18 protein-coding genes are annotated in these 18,512 nt (G+C 34.8%); 13 read left to right on the top strand and 5 right to left on the bottom strand.

The features are described from left to right. Positions 1 to 3: 3 nt before the first annotated feature. Positions 4 to 1,158, bottom strand: a complete 1,155-nt coding sequence (locus tag EAI80_RS00100) for a homoserine dehydrogenase (RefSeq protein ID WP_129980452.1) — start codon at positions 1,156 to 1,158, stop codon at positions 4 to 6. A gap of 139 nt (positions 1,159 to 1,297) precedes the next feature. Then, on the bottom strand, positions 1,298 to 2,062 hold the full coding sequence (locus EAI80_RS00095; protein ID WP_129980451.1) for an HAD-IIB family hydrolase: 765 nt from the start codon (positions 2,060 to 2,062) through the stop codon (positions 1,298 to 1,300). 428 nt (positions 2,063 to 2,490) lie between these two features. On the opposite strand from EAI80_RS00095, the gene EAI80_RS00090 reads away from it, so the two are divergent. The 11 genes from EAI80_RS00090 (at position 2,491) to EAI80_RS00040 (ending at position 13,727) form a co-directional block, all read left to right on the top strand. Further along, positions 2,491 to 2,793: a hypothetical protein gene (locus tag EAI80_RS00090; protein WP_187012230.1), complete on the top strand. Its 303-nt coding sequence runs from the start codon at positions 2,491 to 2,493 to the stop codon at positions 2,791 to 2,793. A 10-nt stretch (positions 2,794 to 2,803) separates the two neighbouring features. After that, complete coding sequence (locus tag EAI80_RS00085) at positions 2,804 to 3,838, top strand: V-type ATPase subunit (RefSeq protein WP_006506827.1); 1,035 nt, start codon at positions 2,804 to 2,806, stop codon at positions 3,836 to 3,838. 10 nt (positions 3,839 to 3,848) lie between these two features. Further along, on the top strand, positions 3,849 to 5,375 hold the full coding sequence (locus EAI80_RS00080) for a V-type ATPase 116kDa subunit family protein (RefSeq protein ID WP_129980449.1): 1,527 nt from the start codon (positions 3,849 to 3,851) through the stop codon (positions 5,373 to 5,375). 13 nt (positions 5,376 to 5,388) lie between these two features. Continuing rightward, a complete protein-coding gene (locus EAI80_RS00075) occupies positions 5,389 to 7,287 on the top strand; it encodes a V-type ATPase 116kDa subunit family protein (RefSeq protein ID WP_129980448.1) in 1,899 nt (632 codons plus the stop codon). A gap of 14 nt (positions 7,288 to 7,301) precedes the next feature. After that, positions 7,302 to 7,736 (top strand): ATP synthase subunit C, encoded by a 435-nt coding sequence (locus EAI80_RS00070; RefSeq protein ID WP_006506824.1) that lies wholly within the window; start codon positions 7,302 to 7,304, stop codon positions 7,734 to 7,736. A 9-nt stretch (positions 7,737 to 7,745) separates the two neighbouring features. Then, entirely contained in the window at positions 7,746 to 8,054 is a 309-nt protein-coding gene (locus tag EAI80_RS00065) for a V-type ATP synthase subunit F (RefSeq protein ID WP_129980447.1), read from the top strand. Positions 8,055 to 8,065: 11 nt separating this feature from the next. Continuing rightward, positions 8,066 to 8,656, top strand: a complete 591-nt coding sequence (locus EAI80_RS00060) for a V-type ATP synthase subunit E (RefSeq protein WP_129980446.1) — start codon at positions 8,066 to 8,068, stop codon at positions 8,654 to 8,656. Between the two features lie 19 nt (positions 8,657 to 8,675). After that, positions 8,676 to 10,427, top strand: coding sequence for a V-type ATP synthase subunit A (locus EAI80_RS00055; RefSeq protein ID WP_022425826.1), 1,752 nt, complete (start codon positions 8,676 to 8,678; stop codon positions 10,425 to 10,427). Between the two features lie 11 nt (positions 10,428 to 10,438). Next, positions 10,439 to 11,887 carry a V-type ATP synthase subunit B gene (locus tag EAI80_RS00050; protein ID WP_022425827.1) on the top strand — a complete coding sequence of 483 codons (1,449 nt, stop codon included), beginning with the start codon at positions 10,439 to 10,441 and terminating at the stop codon, positions 11,885 to 11,887. Continuing rightward, complete coding sequence (locus tag EAI80_RS00045; RefSeq protein ID WP_006506819.1) at positions 11,880 to 12,515, top strand: V-type ATP synthase subunit D; 636 nt, start codon at positions 11,880 to 11,882, stop codon at positions 12,513 to 12,515. Before EAI80_RS00050 ends, EAI80_RS00045 begins: the two co-directional genes overlap by 8 nt. Positions 12,516 to 12,755: 240 nt before the next feature. Continuing rightward, on the top strand, positions 12,756 to 13,727 hold the full coding sequence (locus EAI80_RS00040; RefSeq protein WP_202976581.1) for a PDDEXK nuclease domain-containing protein: 972 nt from the start codon (positions 12,756 to 12,758) through the stop codon (positions 13,725 to 13,727). A 934-nt stretch (positions 13,728 to 14,661) separates the two neighbouring features. Here the strand turns inward: EAI80_RS00040 and EAI80_RS13920 are convergent. Next, the gene (locus tag EAI80_RS13920; RefSeq protein WP_129980444.1) at positions 14,662 to 14,964 is read right to left on the bottom strand and encodes a transposase family protein; all 303 of its coding nucleotides are present in this window, start codon (positions 14,962 to 14,964) and stop codon (positions 14,662 to 14,664) included. A gap of 133 nt (positions 14,965 to 15,097) precedes the next feature. On the opposite strand from EAI80_RS13920, the gene EAI80_RS00020 reads away from it, so the two are divergent. Together EAI80_RS00020 and EAI80_RS00015 are read left to right on the top strand one after the other, a co-directional pair. Beyond that, positions 15,098 to 16,243, top strand: a complete 1,146-nt coding sequence (locus tag EAI80_RS00020; RefSeq protein ID WP_129980443.1) for an MFS transporter — start codon at positions 15,098 to 15,100, stop codon at positions 16,241 to 16,243. A gap of 160 nt (positions 16,244 to 16,403) precedes the next feature. Next, positions 16,404 to 17,933: an NlpC/P60 family protein gene (locus tag EAI80_RS00015; protein WP_129980442.1), complete on the top strand. Its 1,530-nt coding sequence runs from the start codon at positions 16,404 to 16,406 to the stop codon at positions 17,931 to 17,933. A 110-nt stretch (positions 17,934 to 18,043) separates the two neighbouring features. Here EAI80_RS00015 and EAI80_RS00010 read toward each other — a convergent pair whose 3' ends face one another. Beyond that, positions 18,044 to 18,238, bottom strand: a complete 195-nt coding sequence (locus EAI80_RS00010; RefSeq protein WP_129980441.1) for a hypothetical protein — start codon at positions 18,236 to 18,238, stop codon at positions 18,044 to 18,046. A gap of 1 nt (position 18,239) precedes the next feature. Next, the coding region (locus EAI80_RS00005) for a transposase (protein WP_161220242.1) at positions 18,240 to 18,512 on the bottom strand (273 nt) is incomplete at its 5' end.

Raw genomic sequence — 18,512 nt, 5'->3', positions numbered from 1 at the left:
CTTTTAGCTTCTTACTTTGAAATATGTTGCTGAAGTATCCTTTAAAGCGTCTTCTAAATCTTTAAGTTCTACTTTATCAGTAATATAAATATGATCTTCACCAAATGAATAGTATTCATCATAATTTAAATTGAGTGGCTGTTCACTTCTTACATAATACTTAGAAGATGTAATAGGATAGACGTTTTCAGTATAATCATAATCATGTGTCCATACATCTTTCTTAGCTGTCTTAATAATATCAGCCACTACAGCACTTGCAGTGACATAACGTCCTGCACCCTTACCATAGAATAATACGTTTTCTAGATAATCACATGTAATTTCTACTACATTATAAGCATCCATGACATTACCTACAATTTCACTCATTGGAACGAGAGTAGGAGATACATCAATACCTAAACCATTTTCTAGTTTTTTACTCATCGCAATCAACTTAATTCTATAACCAAGCTTCTTTGCATAATCCATATCTTTCTTAGTGACATTACGAATACCAGTACATTTGATCTTATCAAAATCAAAGAATGTACCAAAAGCATTCATAGTAAGAATATAAATTTTATGTGCTGCATCATAACCATCTAAATCTAGTGCAGCATTGGCTTCTACATAACCAAGATTCTGAGCAATCTTCAATGCTTCCTCAAAATCAAGATTATCTCTTTCCATTAAAGTGAGAATGAAGTTGGTTGTACCATTTAAGATACCTTCAACCTTATTAATATTGTTTGCTACTAGATCTTCCTTAGCAGGTACAACAACTGGAATACCTCCACCAACACTTGCTTCATAATAAAGGTTGACACCATTTTCTCTGGCAACAGTAAAGAGTTCTTTCGCATCATGGGCAATAAGAGCTTTATTTGCAGTTACTACATGCTTCTTCTTATTTAATGCATCTAAGATGATCTTCTTTGCGATAGTAGTACCACCAATAAGTTCTACTACAACATCCACATCTTCATCATTGATGACTTCATGATAATCCTGTGTATAAATAATACCATCAGGAAGGTCTACATCCTCAAGTGCACAACCGTACTTAACGACTACTTCTTCCCCAATTGTTTTTTCGAGTCTTTCTTTTTCTTTTGTAAGAATATCTACAGTTCCGAAACCAACAGTTCCTAGACCAATAACACCAATAATCATTTAAAATTCCTCCCCAATAGTATTAGAATTGTATAAAATTTACCATATTCATATAATGCTGTCAATTATCCATGAGTTAAAATTTGTATAATATGCGATAAATATTAGAATATTTAGAAATTAAACAAAAAAAGAGGAATTAATCCTCTTTTAAAATATCCTGAATAGCTTCACTTAAGCTTTCTACAACCTTTTCAGCTTTATCTTTAAGTTCATTTAGGGCATAAGTAAATGTATAACCATGTTTGACACTATCTAATAAAGGAAGATCATTCCATGAATCTCCTATACCATATACATTACTCTCATTAATATTAAAATAATCTACAACATGATTAACTCCTGTTCCCTTAGAACATCCTACACCACATACATCCACATGATTTTTATTCTGGAATGCCGCACATGTATCACTATAATATTCATTAATATAATCCATGGCCTTTTTCGCATCCTCTAAATCCCCTTCAGGAAAATGAAATGAGAATGCGTCTGAATCATTAAATGTAAGTTCATCCAAAGAATCAATAGTAATTCCCCAGCTTTCATCTTCTGGACGATACATATAAATCTCATCCTTATATACAATAGACATATGTGCAGGAATCGCTTCTGAGATTTCTCTTACTATATTCATAGGAATTGATTTCTCAAAAATGATTTCTTCTTTCTTATTAAAGATCACACCACCACTTAAAGTAATATAGAAATCAAAGTCTATCTCAGTTAATGGATGCTCTCTATCCCCACCAAAAGGATATTTAATTCCTTCTAACTGTCTTCCTGTACATAATCCAAATAGATTTCCCTGTTTCTGGAATGTACGAATCGCTTCTACATCTTCCTTGTGTACACCATCACTAAAAAATAATGTATTATCAAAATCACTCGCCAAAATTTTCATCTTTTTCTCTCCTATATATATATATATAAGAATAAGGAAAATAGATAAAAAAAGCCATAGTAAAGTGACATAAAACGCTTACATTAAACAAAGGTGGATATTTGTTTATTGTTGCATTCATACGATAGGTGTATAACTAATGCAGAAAATAGGTATGAAATAAATGACTTATGGTCATATTGCCTATTTCCTAAAAAAGATATCCATTATGTTCGTTATTTCACAAAAAAACATGTTAACGCTTTACAAAATTAAGAGTATAATGGATTCATCAACCATGATACATATACATTTGATATGTCTGAATATGTCTGTTTGATATAGATGACGCTTTTTTATCACGATGAATTGTTTTTGGTTGAATTTTAAAATTTTTAGGAGTATTATCCTAGAGAATCAAAAAGAAGGAGGTATGTGGATTGGATAAAATGATTCTTGATATCATAGCTGTAGACCACAGATGTGCTCAGGCTGTAAAAGATGCCAAAAAGAAGAGACAGGATACAACTGCAGATATGAACAGTAAGAAGAAGGAAATCTACGATTCTTTCGTTAAAGAGTATCAGGTTACACTTGATGCAAAGAAGAAAGAGTTACAGGAAAGAATTGACGCAACAAAGAAGAAGAATGAAGAGGATTACAATTCTTCTGTTGAGAAGATCACCAGCCTTTATGAAGCCCACAAGGAGGAGTGGGTTGCATCTATCGTAGACAGATGTAAAGAAGTTTAGAGGTGAGATTATGAGTTTTTCATCTAATGCAGTTCTTGCTAAAGCAAGATCTATGTATGGTAAACATCTCACTCCTGAAAGCTATGATGAACTTTTAAAGAAAAGAACTGTCAACGATGTTGTCAGTTACTTAAAGAGTGAAACAGCATATGGTCCTATTCTTGAAGGTTTGAAAGAAACAAACATTCATAGAGGACAGTTGGAATCACTTCTTGATGAAGAGGAATTCTTACGTGCTATAAGATTGATTCATTATGCACCTAAGGGTGACCAGAAGTTTTATCAGCTAGGTATTATTAGACGTGAAATAGCTGTACTATTGAGTAAAGTACGTTTATTCAATAGTGATGAAACATTGAATTCTGAATTAGATATACCTTCATACCTACCTCGTTATTCAACGTTTGATCTTTATGGCTTGTTAAGTATTGAGGATTATCCATCATTATTAAGATATATGGAGAAAACACGTTATTACCATATATTACAGAAATATATGCCTGTAGATGATGAGAAGATCGATACAAACATGATGGAACTTGATTTCAAACGTGCTTACTATAAGTTATTCGTTGAAACAGTGAAATCTACATTTAAAGGTAAAAAACAGAAGGATCTACTTACTATGATCTATACTCAGATTGAGTTAGAAAATATTACGAAGATCTATAGATTTAAACGATTCTTTAATTCTAAGCCTGAACAAATCAAGAAACAGTTGATCTTGGATTACTCACGTATTCCACAATCAGTAATGAATGAATTGATTGAAACAAAAGATGCAGAGGAGTTCTTAAAAAAGCTTGCTTCATCACCTTACAAGTTATATGTGGATGATCAGGAATTCGTTTATATTGAATACTATACAGATAAAATCAAATATAATCTTGCAAAGAGATATATGAGATTTACTACAGATGCTGCCATGGTTTACATGACATATCTGATTGTATTCGAAAATGAAGTTGAAAATCTAAAACATATCATTGAAGGTTTAAGATATGGTGAAGAGGCTGAAAAAATAGCCCAGCTGCTTATCTACTAGGGGGAATAACATGGCAATAGAAGAAATGGAATTGCTGGACATGACCTTTGATAAGAAATACTTAAAAGAGGTTTTATGTCAGTTAAAAGAAACAAAGTATTTTTATCCTCAGCCAGCTACAAAGATTGTAAATAACGTTAAAGATGTATTTACAATGACACCTGATGAGGATTATAAGAACATGCTTGATGAATTAAAAGAGCTTGCTGAACATGTAAAGCTTGATACATCAAGTGTAAAAGAAGGATCTATTCATTTCGCAAAAGAAGATTATCGTAAGGCACTCGATGATGTGACAAAAGAAGTAAAGCAATATCTTGATATTAAAGAAGAATTTGTGACTGAACGTGGACAGAACCAGGCTGCTTATGAAATCCTAGAAGGTCTTTCTAATACAGAATTAAATATGGATGAGGTTAAAGAATGCGAATATATGGAAGCAAGATTTGGCCGTATTCCTAGAAGAAACAAAGACAAACTTGACTACTATAGAGGACAGTCAATTATGTTCTTAGATCTTGGTGAAGATGCTAAAAGTGTTTATTGTCTCTATATGACAACTAAGGCAGCTATCTTAAAGGTAGATAACATCTTCCAGTCAGTTGGCTTTGAAGAAATTGAAATTCCTGATTTCGTTCATGGTAGAATGGAAGACGCAAAGAAGGAATTACTAGAAGAAATTGAAAGTATGAATGCTTCTATTCGTAAAGCAGACAGCCGTTTAGAAGGTATTAGAGATGCACATGAAGAAGAATTATTAAAGATGTTTGCTGATCTTACTTTTGCTGCTAGAATTGAAGAATTCAAAGTGTTTGTTGTTGATTATCAATCTAAATATGCTATCTATGGATTTGTACCTGTAAGAGTCGCTAAAGATATTAAGAAGGCTTTTGAAAAGTACAACGTAGAATATCAGGACTTGCCTGCAGATATTTATGGTGATCAGCAGATTATTGCACCAACACTTACTAATAACTATCCATGGGCTAAACCATTTGAAGCGATCTCTAAAGTTAAACAGAGTGATCATGTGGATACTACTTTAGCAACTGCAGTACTATTTATCTTAGTATTTGCATTAATGCTAGGTGATATTGGTTTAGGTGTTGTGCTTGTATTACTTGGATTACTTATGAGAAAGAAAACTTCAGGAAAGATGATTAATGTTCTTGGTATTGCATCTTTTGTGGGAGGTTTAATTTATGGTGATGCTTTCTATAGTATTCATCTTTATCCATCAGTAATCCCTGTTGCAGATGCATTTAGTTATCAGCGCTTCATTAATGCGATTCTCTTACTTATTGTAGGACAGTTCTGCATTGGTAAAGTAAAAGCTATCTATAACGAACAATCAATGATTAATAAGGTATTCTCTATCAAGGGTGTCGTTGGCATCGTCATGGGACTTGCAGTAGCTGCTTATGTTGCAATTGCTGTAGATACAACTTGGCATGTCTCTTATTTACCATTAGTTGTTGTACTTGTATTAGGCATTGTATTGAACTTCATTAAGAAAGCGCTCGATAAGAAACAATAGAAGGGAGGATACTATGGCTATCTCAAAACTGCAGCTCGTTGAGATAGAATTCCCTGAAACAATGAGTGATGAAGTATTATCTAAGCTTGTTGATTCAGAAAAATTTCATCCAGAGCCAGCATCAAAGTTTGTGGATTCAGTAAGAGGTCTTAAGGTCATGAATAAGGATAATCCTTATGCTGATTTATTAGGACGTATGGATGAAGCAACTGAAAAGTATGGTATTCATATCAATACATCAGAAAAGCCTCAGATCATCAATATTGTAGAAGCAGATGATTACTTCTGCGAATGTCTTGATGAAGCAAACAAAATCTCACGTGTTAAAAATGAATTACAGGTTATGATTGATGAAAACAATCAGGCCAAAAAGTACTTGAAATATATGAAGGATCTCGATATAGACTTCGATGACCTTTTCTCAAGCGAATATATTCAGGTTAGATTTGGTAAGTTACCTACAATGAATCTTGATAAGTTATCTTATTATGATTCACAGGAATTCTTATTTAAATCAATCTATCAGGATGCAAAGACATGTTATTGTTTCTATATAACATCTCCTTCTAATGCTCCTGAAATAGATAACATATTCTCTTCATTATTCTTTGAACGTATTCATATTCCTGAATTCCTTCATGGAACTCCAAGTGAATCATTAGAAATTATTGAAGAAGAGAATTCAACTGCAGAAGCCTCTATCAAGAAATGTGATGGTAAATTAAGAGATTTATTCAGTAAAAAAGAAAAAGATTTATCAATCATTTATGCTTCATGTCAGGAACTTAATAAGACAAGTGAAGCGCAGAGATATGTCGTGGTATTTGGAAACAATGCTGCTATCTATGGTTTCTGTGATAAACATTATGCACACTCTTTAAAAGAAGAACTTGAACAGATGGACAAGGTGCATGTTGAAATCAAACCAGCAATGGGAGATTCAAGACTTTATCCACCTACAAAACTCAAGAACAACTGGTTCTCAAGACCATTCAAGATGTTCGTTGAGATGTATGGTGTTCCATCTTACACAGACTTTGACCCAACAAATTTCGTTGCGGTAACATATACATTCTTATTCGGTATGATGTTCGCCGATGTTGGTCAAGGTATCCTGCTTTCAATCATTGGTTTCCTTGCTTATAAATTAAAAGGCATGAAGCTTGGTGAAGTAGGTATGCGTATTGGTATTTCATCTGCAATATTTGGTGTAATCTTTGGTTCAGTATTTGGATCAGAAGAAATCCTCGTTCCATTCTTTGCACCAATGGCATCTGAAAATACTATGACGCTATTAGGTGTTGCAATTGGTGTAGGTGTATGTTTAATCATCATCTCAATCCTATTCAATATCTATTTAAATTTAAAGAAGAAACATTGGGGAGAATTATTATTCTCTCAAAATGGTGTCGCTGGTTTAATATTCTATGTTGCAGTATTAGTACTCGCAATGAATATGTTATTAAACCTTGGCTTAAATATCCCAATGGGTATCTATGTCGCAATCTTTATCATTGCCCCACTTGTAATGATCTTCTTAAAAGAACCTCTTACTTACAAACTTGAAGGTAAGAAGATGTTCCCACATGGATTTGGTAACTTCTTTACTGAATCATTCTTCGAAATGATCGAAGTATTGTTGACATTTGTTGCCAACACTATGTCATTCCTACGTGTCGGCGGTTTCGTCTTATCACACGCTGGTATGATGCTTGTTGTTTACACACTAGCTGAAATGGTTGGTGGATTCGGTTATATTATCGTTCTAATTATTGGTAACGCATTTGTAATGTGTCTAGAAGGATTAATTGTCGGTATCCAGGTATTACGTCTTGAATTCTATGAATTATTCAGTCGTTACTATGAAGGTAATGGTAAACCATTTGTATCTATGAAAGAAAGTCTAGAATAACGGAGGAAGAAAAAATGACTACTATCTTAACATTCATTATCCCTGCATTAATTGTTGTATTATTATCTTTACCACTAGTAAATGTATTCAAAGGTAAAGTTACTGCTAAGAGCGCTAAAATGCGTCTTGGTACTCATATCTGTGGTTTCTTTGGTGCTGTAGCACTTGTATTATTCCTTACATATGCAAATAGCCCAGTATTAGCTGCTGGTGCTGACAAGATGACTGGTTCTATCGCTCAGGGTCTTGGTTTCATTGGTGCTGCTCTTGCAACTGGTTTATCTGCTCTTGGTGCTGGTATTGCCGTAGCTGCTGCTGCTCCTGCTGCAATTGGTGCATTCTCTGAAAATGCTGAAAACTTCGGTAAATCATTGATCTTCGTTGCCTTAGGTGAAGGTGTTGCCATCTATGGTCTATTAATCTCAATCTTAATTATCAACACACTATAGGAGATTACTATGAAGTTCTTTCTGATCAGTGATAATATCGATACCCTCACTGGTCTAAGACTCGTGGGTATTGAAGGCAAAGTTGTTCATACCCGTCATGATTTCTTAAGCTTACTTGAAAATAAGATGAGAGATCCTGAAGTCGCAATTATCTTGGTCACTACTAAGTTAATTGAACTTTGTCCTGATATTATCTCAGAAATTAAATTAAAACAGCCAAAGCCTCTTATTACAGAGATTCCTGACCGTCATGGACACTCTAAGATTGGTGAAGCCATCGATGGTTATGTCTCTGAGGCAATAGGCGTTAAGCTATAGGAGAGTATACAATGGAAGAAAATCAAGAAGTATTTCTCTCAATGAAGAATGAGATTGAAAAACAGTCTCAAAGAGAAGTCGATGCAATCATGGCTGAAGTAAAGAAGATGGAAGAAGAAGCTTATTCTTCTATGCGTGCTGAAGCTAAGAAAGATGCAGATTTAAGACTTAAACAGGAATTAGATGAAATGCAGTCAGAATCAGCTGCAGAAATTTCTGAATCCCATGTTGAGAGACAGAAAAAGCTTATTAATAAACGTGATGAGTATGTGGCTACAATCTTCAAGAATGCGAGAGAAGAATTAGTCGCATTTACAAAAACACCTGAATACAAAGAATTCATGGTCAACAAGGCTAAGAAACTTGCAGGTGATTATATGCCTCATTCAGTTATTTATGTAAAAGAAGAAGACTTAGGTCTTGCTGATGATTTAAAAGCTGCTTATGGTGATGCTGAAGTGAAAGCTGGAGATATCACTATTGGTGGTTTAATTGTTGAAAACACAGAAAGTTCTATTGTTCATGATGAAACATTAGAATTCGCATTAAAGAATCAGAAAGAATGGTTCAACCAGCATTCTGGTTTAATCATTAATAAATAAAAGAAGGGGGATAAACAAGTTGAAAGAAAATTTAATTTATTCAATCAACGGCCCGGTTGTTAAAGTAAAAGATACAGATGCCTTTTCAATGCTTGAAATGGTGTATGTAGGTAACAGTAAATTAATGGGTGAAGTTATCTCTATTACTAAAGAATTTACTACTATCCAGGTTTATGAAACAACTACAGGTCTTAAACCAGGTGAACCAGTATTCCCAACAGGTCAGCCTATTTCTGTAACACTTGGTCCTGGTATCTTAAGAAATATTTATGATGGTATTGAAAGACCACTAGAAGAAATCGCAAAAGAAAGTGGTGCTTTCATTCCTACAGGTAGTGCTGTAGAACCACTAGATACAAAGAAATTATGGGATGTCACTTTAACTGTTAAAGTAGGTGACCATGTTGAAGGTGGTACTGTATATGCCAAGATTCCTGAAACAGACATGATCGAACATAGATGTATGGTTATGCCAGGTATGTCAGGTACAGTTACTGAAGTAAAAGAAAATGGTCAGTATACAATCAATGATGTAGTTATGGTCTTCACTGATGATGAAGGTGTAGCTCATGAATGTACATTAACTCAGAAATGGCCAATCAAGACACCTCGTCCAGTCAACAAACGTTTACCTATCAGTATGCCACTAGTTACTGGTCAGCGTGTTATCGATACATTGTTCCCTATCGCAAAAGGTGGAACAGCTGCAATCCCAGGAGGATTCGGTACTGGTAAGACAATGACTCAGCATCAGCTTGCTAAATGGTGTGATGCCGATATTATCGTCTATGTAGGTTGCGGTGAACGTGGTAACGAAATGACTCAGGTTCTTGAAGAATTTCGTGAACTCGTTGACCCTAAGAGTGGTAAGCCATTAGTAGACAGAACTGTCCTCATTGCGAATACATCTAACATGCCAGTTGCTGCCCGTGAAGCATCTATTTATACAGGTGTAACACTTGCTGAATATTATCGTGACATGGGTTACCATGTTGCTATCATGGCTGACTCAACATCTCGTTGGGCTGAAGCCTTAAGAGAAATCTCTGGTCGTCTTGAAGAAATGCCAGCAGAAGAAGGTTTCCCAGCTTACTTACCTTCTAGATTATCTCAGTTCTATGAAAGAGCTGGTTATATGGAGAACTTAAATAACACAAATGGTTCAGTTACAATCATCGGTGCCGTATCTCCACAGGGTTCTGACTTCTCAGAACCAGTTACTCAGAATACTAAACGTTTCGTACGTACATTCTGGGCTCTTGATAAAGCATTAGCTTATGCAAGACACTATTTCGCTATCAACTGGAACTTATCTTATTCAGAATATATTCCAGATCTTGAAAGATGGTATTCAAAGAATGTTGATCCTAAATTCATGAGAGATAGACAGGAATTAGCTTCTATTCTTGCAGAAGAAACTAAATTAATGGAAATCGTACAGTTAATGGGTTCTGACGTTTTACCAGATGATCAGAAGCTTGTTATTGAAGTAGCCAGAGTAGTTCGTGTAGGTTACTTACAGCAGAACGCTTTCCATAAAGATGATACTTATGTACCACTTGAAAAACAGCTTAAGATGATGGAAGTAATCCTTTACTTAAATAACCGTTGTCAGCAGGTTGTTGCTCAGGGTAAACCTATTCGTACAATCATTGAAACAGGTATCTTCGATGAAGTTGTTAAGATGAAATATGATGTACCTAATAATGATTTAAGTAAATTTGATTACTATTATAAGAAGATTGATGCAATTTGTGCATCTATTGACTAAGGAGGGGTAACATGGCACTTCAATATGTAGGTTTAAGTGAAATTAATGGACCACTCGTCGTATTAGATCACGTTAAAGATGCATCTTATGATGAAATGGTTGAACTACAGTTAAAAGATGGTTCAACACGTTCTGGTCGTATTGTAGAAATTGAAGGTGAAAGAGTTGTTGTTCAGGTATTTGAAGGAACTAACGCTTTATCACTTGCGAATACTAAGACAAGACTATTAGGTCATCCAATGGAATTACCATTATCAATGGAAATGCTTGGCCGTGTCTTCTCTGGTGCAGGTAGACCAATTGATGGTCTTGGAGATATTTATGCTGAAAAGAGTGCTGATATCAATGGTCAGCCTCTTAACCCAGTTTCTCGTGTATATCCAAGAAACTATATCAACACAGGTATTTCTTCTATTGACTGTCTAATGACTCTAATTAGAGGTCAGAAGCTACCAATCTTCTCAGGTTCTGGTTTACCTCATAACCAGTTAGCTGTACAGATTGTAAAACAGGCTAAAATTGCCGATGAAGCAGGACAAGGCTTCGCTGTTGTCTTTGCTGCAATGGGTGTTACTAATGACGTAGCTAACTACTTCAGAAGATCATTTGAAGAAGCAGGGGTTATGCAGAGAGTAGTTATGTTCATGAACTTATCTAATGACCCAATCATCGAACGTATCTTAACACCTCGTTGTGCATTAACTGCTGCTGAATATCTAGCATTTGAACATGATATGCATGTTCTTGTAATCTATACTGATGTTACTTCTTATTGTGAAGCATTACGTGAATTCTCTTCAAGTAAAGGTGAAATCCCAGGTCGTAAAGGTTATCCAGGTTATCTTTATTCTGACCTTGCTTCATTATATGAAAGAGCTGGTATTGCAAAGGGCGCTAAGGGTTCTGTTACACAGATTCCAATCCTTACAATGCCTAACAACGATATTACACACCCAGTTCCTGACTTAACTGGTTACATCACAGAAGGACAGATTACTCTTGATCCTGAATTAAATGCGACTGGTATTTATCCACCAGTTGGTGTTCTTCCATCACTTTCAAGACTTATGAAGGATGGTATCGGTGAAGGCTTTACAAGAGCTGACCACCAGGATGTTGCCAACCAGTTATTTGCATGTTATGCCCATGTACAGGATGTTAAGTCATTAACATCAGTTATCGGTGAAGATGAATTATCAGAAGCTGATAAGAAATATATGGAATTTGGTCGTCTTTTCGAGCAGCACTTCCTTAATCAGGGATTCGATACAAATAGATCTATCGAAGAAACCCTAGACCTTGGATGGTTACTATTATCAGTTCTTCCAAAGAATACATTGGACCGTATTGATAATGCTGTTGTAGATAAATTCTATGATCATGAAAAAGCAGTCAAAGAATTTAATTTACACGAAGATGTAGTCATCAAAGAATTGAAAGACGCTGTAACTAATGGCTAATCAGGTTGTCCCTACTAAAGGGAATTTGATGGCAACCAAGAAGTCTCTTGAACTTGCTAGACTTGGTTATGACCTGCTCGATAAGAAAAGAAATGTCTTAATTAAAGAAATGATGTCATTACTTGATGATGTAAAAGAAATCCGTGATGACATCACTGATTCTTATGATCGTGCTTATGCAGCATTACGTGAAGCAAATGAATCTTTAGGTATTATTTCTGATGTTGTAGAAGGTGTACCTATTGATGAAGGTATTAGTGTCAAGTATCGTTCAGTTATGGGTGTAGAATTACCTAAGATTGAATATGAGAAAACACCATTAAGAGTTGGTTATGGTTTTGAACGTGCGAACTCTAAGGTAGATTATGCTTATATCTGTTTCTATCATGTAAAAGAAATGACAGTAAAGCTTGCAGAAGTAGAAAACTCTGTATATCGTTTAGCGAATAATATTCGTAAGACACAAAAGCGTGCTAACGCATTACAGAACATCTCTATCCCTCGTTTTGAAGCGACTGTAAAGATGATTACAGAAGCCTTGGATGAAAAGGACAGAGAAGAATTCTCAAGACAGAAAGTTATTAAAGCACAAAAGAATAGACAAGAAGCTGCAAAAAGAAAGGCATAACTGGTACCTCGTGTACCAGTTTTTTTATATATTGAATTAGAAAATAACCGCTTTATGCAGTATAAATAAGTAGAGTATAAAGTGAGGTGTATGAAATCATGAGATTTGTGAAGAAATAGAAAAACAGGATATCAAGCTGGTTGAATTATAAAACTCGCACCAATGGTGCGAGAAATGGAGAAGTGCATGGGAAAGAATGAAATTGTGGGATATGAACCACTTATGGATGATTGAAAAGATTTGATCCATAAAAAGCAGTATCAGGTTCTGAAATCAATCAATTCAGAAACTGTAAATTTGTATTGGGAAATTGGAGAAGAAATTTATAGACAGCAGGAAGAAAATGATTGGGGAAAATCAATTGTTCAAGTACTCTCAACAGAATTGCAAAAAAAGTTTCCCGGAGCAAAGGGATATTCAGCAGCCAATCTGTGGCGAATGCGTAATTTTTATTTAACTTACCGTGATTCTGAAAAACTCGCACCATTGGTGCGAGAAATTAGCTGGAGCAATAACATCATTATTATGGAAAAGTGTAAGGATGTTTTGCAAAGGGAATTTTACATTCAGATGGTGAAAAGATATGGATGGACAAAACGCATCTTAACTAATTTTATCGAAGCACAGACCTATGAGAAATATTTGTTGAATCAGACGAATTTTGATTTAACGCTTTCGGTAGAGCAAAGTGTACAGGCTAAGCTTGCGGTAAAAGATGAATATATATTTGATTTTGCGGAATTGTCACCTGAATACGCTGAACACGAATTAGAAATGCAATTGGTAAATAACATAAGAGCGTTTTTGATAGAAATGGGTGGAGATTATACATTCATCGGAAATCAATATCATCTGATGGCAGGAAGCAGAGATTTGTATATTGATTTATTACTTTTTCATAGAAGGTTGAGAAGTCTGATAGCCATAGAGTTGAAAATAGGTGAATTTGAAGCAGAATATGCCGGAAAGATGCAGTTGTATTTGACAACGTTGGACGAGCAGCTCAAATTGCCAGATGAGAATCCGTCAATCGGAATTATTATTTGCAAGAGTAAGGATAAAACTTATGTAGAGTATGCGTTGAAGAATATTAATGCTCCGATAGGTGTGGCTACATATCAGTTAAGAAATACGTTACCGGAAGCGATGAAAGCAATGTTGCCAGAGCCGGAGGAGATTGTTAAGAGGTTAAGGATATTCGAAGAGACATAGTTCAATTATTGGAAATATAACTAGAAATTGAGACGGTTATGTGATTAGTATATATAAAGAATAATAGAAGAGGAAATTACAAAGGATGTTATAAATTAGTAGCGAAAAACCCATAGGCTTGCCTATGGGATGAAAGCCACATAATTTTTACTTGAGTTAAGCATAAGGGTAAGTTTAATAAGAAAAAACGTTTTGGCAGGTCTATGAAGAACAGATGTCCTTCTGGGTTTCAAGCTGCTGTAGAACAGAAATTCAAGATATCAGGTGGTATATATATATTGAAGTATCTAATGATTACAGAGCAAGTCAATATGACCATACTGTTGATGACTGTGTTAAAAAGAGACTATCTGACCGAATGTATAAGCTGCAAGATGGTACTGAGGCACAAAGAGACTGGTATTCATCATTCCTATTATACTGTTACGATTACAGAACCCAAGATACAGATAAAAACAAATGTATTTCTGAATTTGATAAGTGTTACAGCAAAAAAAAGCTCTAATCGAATGGATTAAGGTTAACGAGATCAAGGTATTAAATAGCGGAATTAAGATAGCGTAAAACATATTCAGGGAGATTGACTATACTTCCTTGCGAAAGTAGAAATTTACCGTTAATGTGGTCGCTGGACTGCTTGGTAGTGAAAGTTCTGATTCAAATAGATTTACACTTGTAACTCCAAAGTCTGAAAATGATGTACGATTACAAGCTACACTTGGCAATCAGAACCCCACGGGCTTGCCCGTGGGAGTAGTCAGTTACCATTATCCTAAATTATCGGCTGAAAATTTTATTTGTCATTATTTGAAGAAGCGTTTAGATAAAGTGTTTAAGATTGAATATGAAAGTAGAAGTAAGATTATTAACTTGCTCTTTAACACAATACCAGCACTAAAGAACATGAACGATTTTGTAATAATCCGATCGGATTTTAATTCATGATTTTCATTTCTGAGGTTTGAGATAATCTGCTATGACTTTTCTCTGTAGAAGTGTTTTCCTCTGTCACTACCTTATTACATTGAGGACATACTAATCTTCTCTTTTTAAGTATTAGAAAAGTGTTCTTGCCTCTTATCATGTTATGCATGACTTTACATTTTCTATAGTCCTTAATATTCATTCTACTGCCGCATTCTGGACAGGAGATAATGGTTCTCTTAAGTGTGATATAATAAAGAGAAGTTTGTCTTATTTGGAGTGGACTGTGGCAGTGTATTCTATGTGTTAGCATTCGATCCAGGACATGATTTTGATAAACGAGCCTAACTCACTGAGTTAGACTTTTTTACAATTCCCTTACATTATATGAAAAATTGAAGATTTTTTTAAATATATAGTTATAATGGAACGTTGGAGGGAACAACATGAAAAAGAACAGCTATATGTATCATGCTGGTACATCATTTTTCTTTTATTTTGCATTTGCCTGTTACAATGCAATGCTTGCTTTATATTTAAGTGATATTCATTTTAATGCTCAACAGATATCACTCATTACTTCATCAGCACCACTATTTTCAATCTTTGCTCAGCCTTATCTAGGAACATTGGCAGACCGCTTCCGTTCACCTAGAAAGGTATCTTTAGTAGCATTATTTATTACAGTAGTAATGAATGTTATCTTTATGTTCTCACATCAGCTAATTATTCTATTAATTACTAGTGCGACTATTCTTGCCTTATTTAATGCAGTGACACCATTAACGGACAGAATTGGTGTTTCTTCACCTTATGACTTTGGTAAGATCAGATTATGGGGTTCTGTTGGTTATGCCATTAGTGCTCAGTTATGTGGTTTAGTTTATGATGTGATTGCACCTATTTCTATCTTTGTTATTTTCCTCTTTGGTACAATAACAGTTCTTATCTGTATTCTAAGAGTCAATGATCCAGAAGAAGTGCAGACTGAAATAAAAGTAGAATATAGCTCAAAAGAAGCCTATAAGAGCCTCTTTAAGAATAAGCAGTACATTATATTCCTATTAATCTCTTTCTTCTTCTGGGGCGCTTGTACAGCTAATTTCACTTATATCTCAGTATTTATTAAATCAGTAGGTGGAACAGCATCCATGGTAGGTACATACCAGTTATTTGCGACATTATTTGAAGTACCTGCAATACTTGCAACTGACTTTATTATTAAGAAGTTCTCATATAAACATATCATGCTCTTTGCATGTGCCATGTCTATAGTCAACTTTGTTTGGTATGCAACATTACCTAATCCAAATTTAATTGTGGCAGTATTTGTATTCAAAGGCCTATCTACTATTCTCTTTACTATGATTACAGTAAGATTAATCATGGAAATTGTAGAAGATAAGTATGTCTCTACAGCTTTTGGCTTACAGGCAACAGTAGGTAGAGGAATTGGAGCTGCAGTCGTACAGTTAATTGGTGGAAAACTGATTGATAGCTTCTCTACAATGACACCATTCTATTTGTTTTTATCCGTATTAATTGTAACCGCTTTAGCATTATCCTTAACATTTAAAGAAAAACGTGCTTAATACCATAATTCTTACAACATTATTAAATAATTCTTAATCAAAAAAGAGTTGATATATTCAACTATTTTTTATATTTCTTAAAAATTTCTTAAGAAAGTTCTTTATTTTTTTGTACAGAGTGATATAATAGTCATTGTCGTAAAGAAAGGGAGTGGATTACATGGATAAGAAAACTAAAGAAGTTGTAGATTTCATGCTAGATCGTATTAAAACTCAGAAGACAATGTTTATTCCAGTAGTCGCTATTTCAGCATTTGCATTAGTAGGTTATGCAGCAGCTGATAGAACAGCACCTATTGTTCATTCAAATAAGCTTGAAGTACCATTCGGAACAGAATTAAAAGCAAGTGATTTCACTGTATCAGATAATAGAGATACAGTAAGTGTTATTAAAACTGAAATTAATGATACTTCTTATCAGAAGGATCAGATTGGAACTTATAAAGTTAATGTTACTGTAAAGGATGCATTCAACAACGAAACAACTAAAGAAGTTGAAGTTAAAGTTGTTGATACAGAAGCACCTGCATTAGAATCAGTAAATAATGATGGTTATGTAATCGATGTTGAAGCAAATGGCAACAATGATTTAAAACAGTACATCAAAGCAACTGATAATGTAGATGGTGATGTTTCTGATTTCATTACTTTCGATCGTGGCTTAGATACATCTGTTTTAGGTGAACAGGTAATCCATGCAACTGTTGAAGATAACACAGGTAATAAAGCAGAAAAAGACTTTACATTCAATGTTGGTGATACAATTGCGCCAGAAATGAATTTAAAGAATGGTAATATCACTGTTAACTATGGTGATGGTTTCGATATTCACAATTATGTTGATATTAAGGATAACTATGATGTGAACCCTACAGTTAATGTAGAAGGTAATGTAGATACTAGAAATCTAACTGATTCACAGCCAATCAAGGTAACTGCAACAGATAGTTCTGGAAACCAGACTTCAAATGATTATGAAGTAAAAGTTGCAGATATGGCTGGACCAGCAATTACATTAAAAAGCGATAATGTAGATGTGAAGTATGGTACTTCATTTGATCCTAAATCAAACTTAGCATCAGCTATCGATAACTTAGATGGTGATGTAACAGGTAAAGTAGAAATTACTGGAACTGTTAATACAAACAAAGCTGGCGCTTATCGTGTTTATTACAGAGTTACTGATAATGCTGGTAATAGATCTGAAACAAGTGCAAAGATCAATGTATCTGCTGCACCAGTAGTACAAGTAAAAACTAACAACAAGAACTACAAGAGCAACAAAGGCGTAAGCTATAACTTTGGTGGTCTTGGCGGAGGCGCTGCACAAGGTGGTATCGTTGGAACAGCACGTTCAAGACTCGGCTGTGCATATCGTATGGGTGCTTCTGGACCAACAGTATTTGACTGTTCAGGATTCACTTCTTGGGTATATAGTCAGAATGGTAAATCATTACCTAGAACTGCAGCAGCTCAGTATAGTGGAACTTCAAGAGTATCTAAGGATGGCTTAACAGCTGGTGACTTAGTATTCTTCGCTGGAACTTATAAATCAGGTATTTCTCATGTAGGTATCTATATTGGTGGCGGACAGTTCATCCATGCTGCAAACTCTAAGACAGGTGTAGTTGTTTCTTCATTAAATAGTGGATATTATTCTGCACACTATGCAGGAGCAGGTAGAAGATAAGAAGGTTAAAAATAACCTTCTTTTTTTGGTAATTTAAAATAACTAGGGGTTTCCTAAATTTTAATTATTACGCAGTAAGGGGTGAATCTCACCCCTTATTTCTTTATAGTCTAGAAGTCTATTTCAGAAATATCTAAATCTAACGATGAGTCTTCATCGTTATTTTTTATTAGGGAATACTGAATATCATCAATTCGGTGAGACATAGACTCCAGACGAATAAGAATATCCTCTAAAACTTCATCTTCCTCAAGTATTACTGGTTCATTACTCTCATCAACAATAAGCTTAAACACCTTACTCATATTATTTACCATCCTTTCTGATACTTGTGTAATAGAAGGTTGTATCCTCATTTAATGTATAAAGGATACGATTGCGAAATCTCTCCCAGTTCAGATAGCCGTTTGAGGCATGCTTGAGGAGCTTGATGGACTTGTTTCTGTTTTCAACGATGGCAGTGTTCATCTTTCTGTTTGCCTTGTCATCCACAATTATGAAGCTGTTGATGATCTCTTTTTTCCAGTTGGTAAGAGTATTCGCAAAAGGGCTCATCTCTGCAACGGTGCTGCTTCTAAA

This window comes from Catenibacterium sp. co_0103 (assembly GCF_004168205.1).
Lineage (GTDB): Bacteria > Bacillota_I > Bacilli_A > Erysipelotrichales > Coprobacillaceae > Catenibacterium > Catenibacterium mitsuoka_A.
Note: the sequence above shows the minus strand (reverse complement) of the source record. Positions and strands in the feature narration are given on the sequence as shown.

What these genes read in the sequence shown, in the direction of transcription:
- EAI80_RS00090 (WP_187012230.1), top strand. Translation starts at nt 2,491, where the DNA reads ATGATTCTTGATATCATAGCTGTAGACCACAGATGTGCTCAGGCTGTA.
- EAI80_RS00015 (WP_129980442.1), top strand. Translation starts at nt 16,404, where the DNA reads ATGGATAAGAAAACTAAAGAAGTTGTAGATTTCATGCTAGATCGTATT.
- EAI80_RS00080 (WP_129980449.1), top strand. Translation starts at nt 3,849, where the DNA reads ATGGCAATAGAAGAAATGGAATTGCTGGACATGACCTTTGATAAGAAA.
- EAI80_RS00020 (WP_129980443.1), top strand. Translation starts at nt 15,098, where the DNA reads ATGAAAAAGAACAGCTATATGTATCATGCTGGTACATCATTTTTCTTT.
- EAI80_RS00095 (WP_129980451.1), bottom strand. Translation starts at nt 2,062, where the DNA reads ATGAAAATTTTGGCGAGTGATTTTGATAATACATTATTTTTTAGTGAT.
- EAI80_RS13920 (WP_129980444.1), bottom strand. Translation starts at nt 14,964, where the DNA reads ATGCTAACACATAGAATACACTGCCACAGTCCACTCCAAATAAGACAA.
- EAI80_RS00070 (WP_006506824.1), top strand. Translation starts at nt 7,302, where the DNA reads ATGACTACTATCTTAACATTCATTATCCCTGCATTAATTGTTGTATTA.
- EAI80_RS00085 (WP_006506827.1), top strand. Translation starts at nt 2,804, where the DNA reads ATGAGTTTTTCATCTAATGCAGTTCTTGCTAAAGCAAGATCTATGTAT.
- EAI80_RS00075 (WP_129980448.1), top strand. Translation starts at nt 5,389, where the DNA reads ATGGCTATCTCAAAACTGCAGCTCGTTGAGATAGAATTCCCTGAAACA.
- EAI80_RS00045 (WP_006506819.1), top strand. Translation starts at nt 11,880, where the DNA reads ATGGCTAATCAGGTTGTCCCTACTAAAGGGAATTTGATGGCAACCAAG.
- EAI80_RS00050 (WP_022425827.1), top strand. Translation starts at nt 10,439, where the DNA reads ATGGCACTTCAATATGTAGGTTTAAGTGAAATTAATGGACCACTCGTC.
- EAI80_RS00100 (WP_129980452.1), bottom strand. Translation starts at nt 1,158, where the DNA reads ATGATTATTGGTGTTATTGGTCTAGGAACTGTTGGTTTCGGAACTGTA.
- EAI80_RS00065 (WP_129980447.1), top strand. Translation starts at nt 7,746, where the DNA reads ATGAAGTTCTTTCTGATCAGTGATAATATCGATACCCTCACTGGTCTA.
- EAI80_RS00060 (WP_129980446.1), top strand. Translation starts at nt 8,066, where the DNA reads ATGGAAGAAAATCAAGAAGTATTTCTCTCAATGAAGAATGAGATTGAA.
- EAI80_RS00010 (WP_129980441.1), bottom strand. Translation starts at nt 18,238, where the DNA reads ATGAGTAAGGTGTTTAAGCTTATTGTTGATGAGAGTAATGAACCAGTA.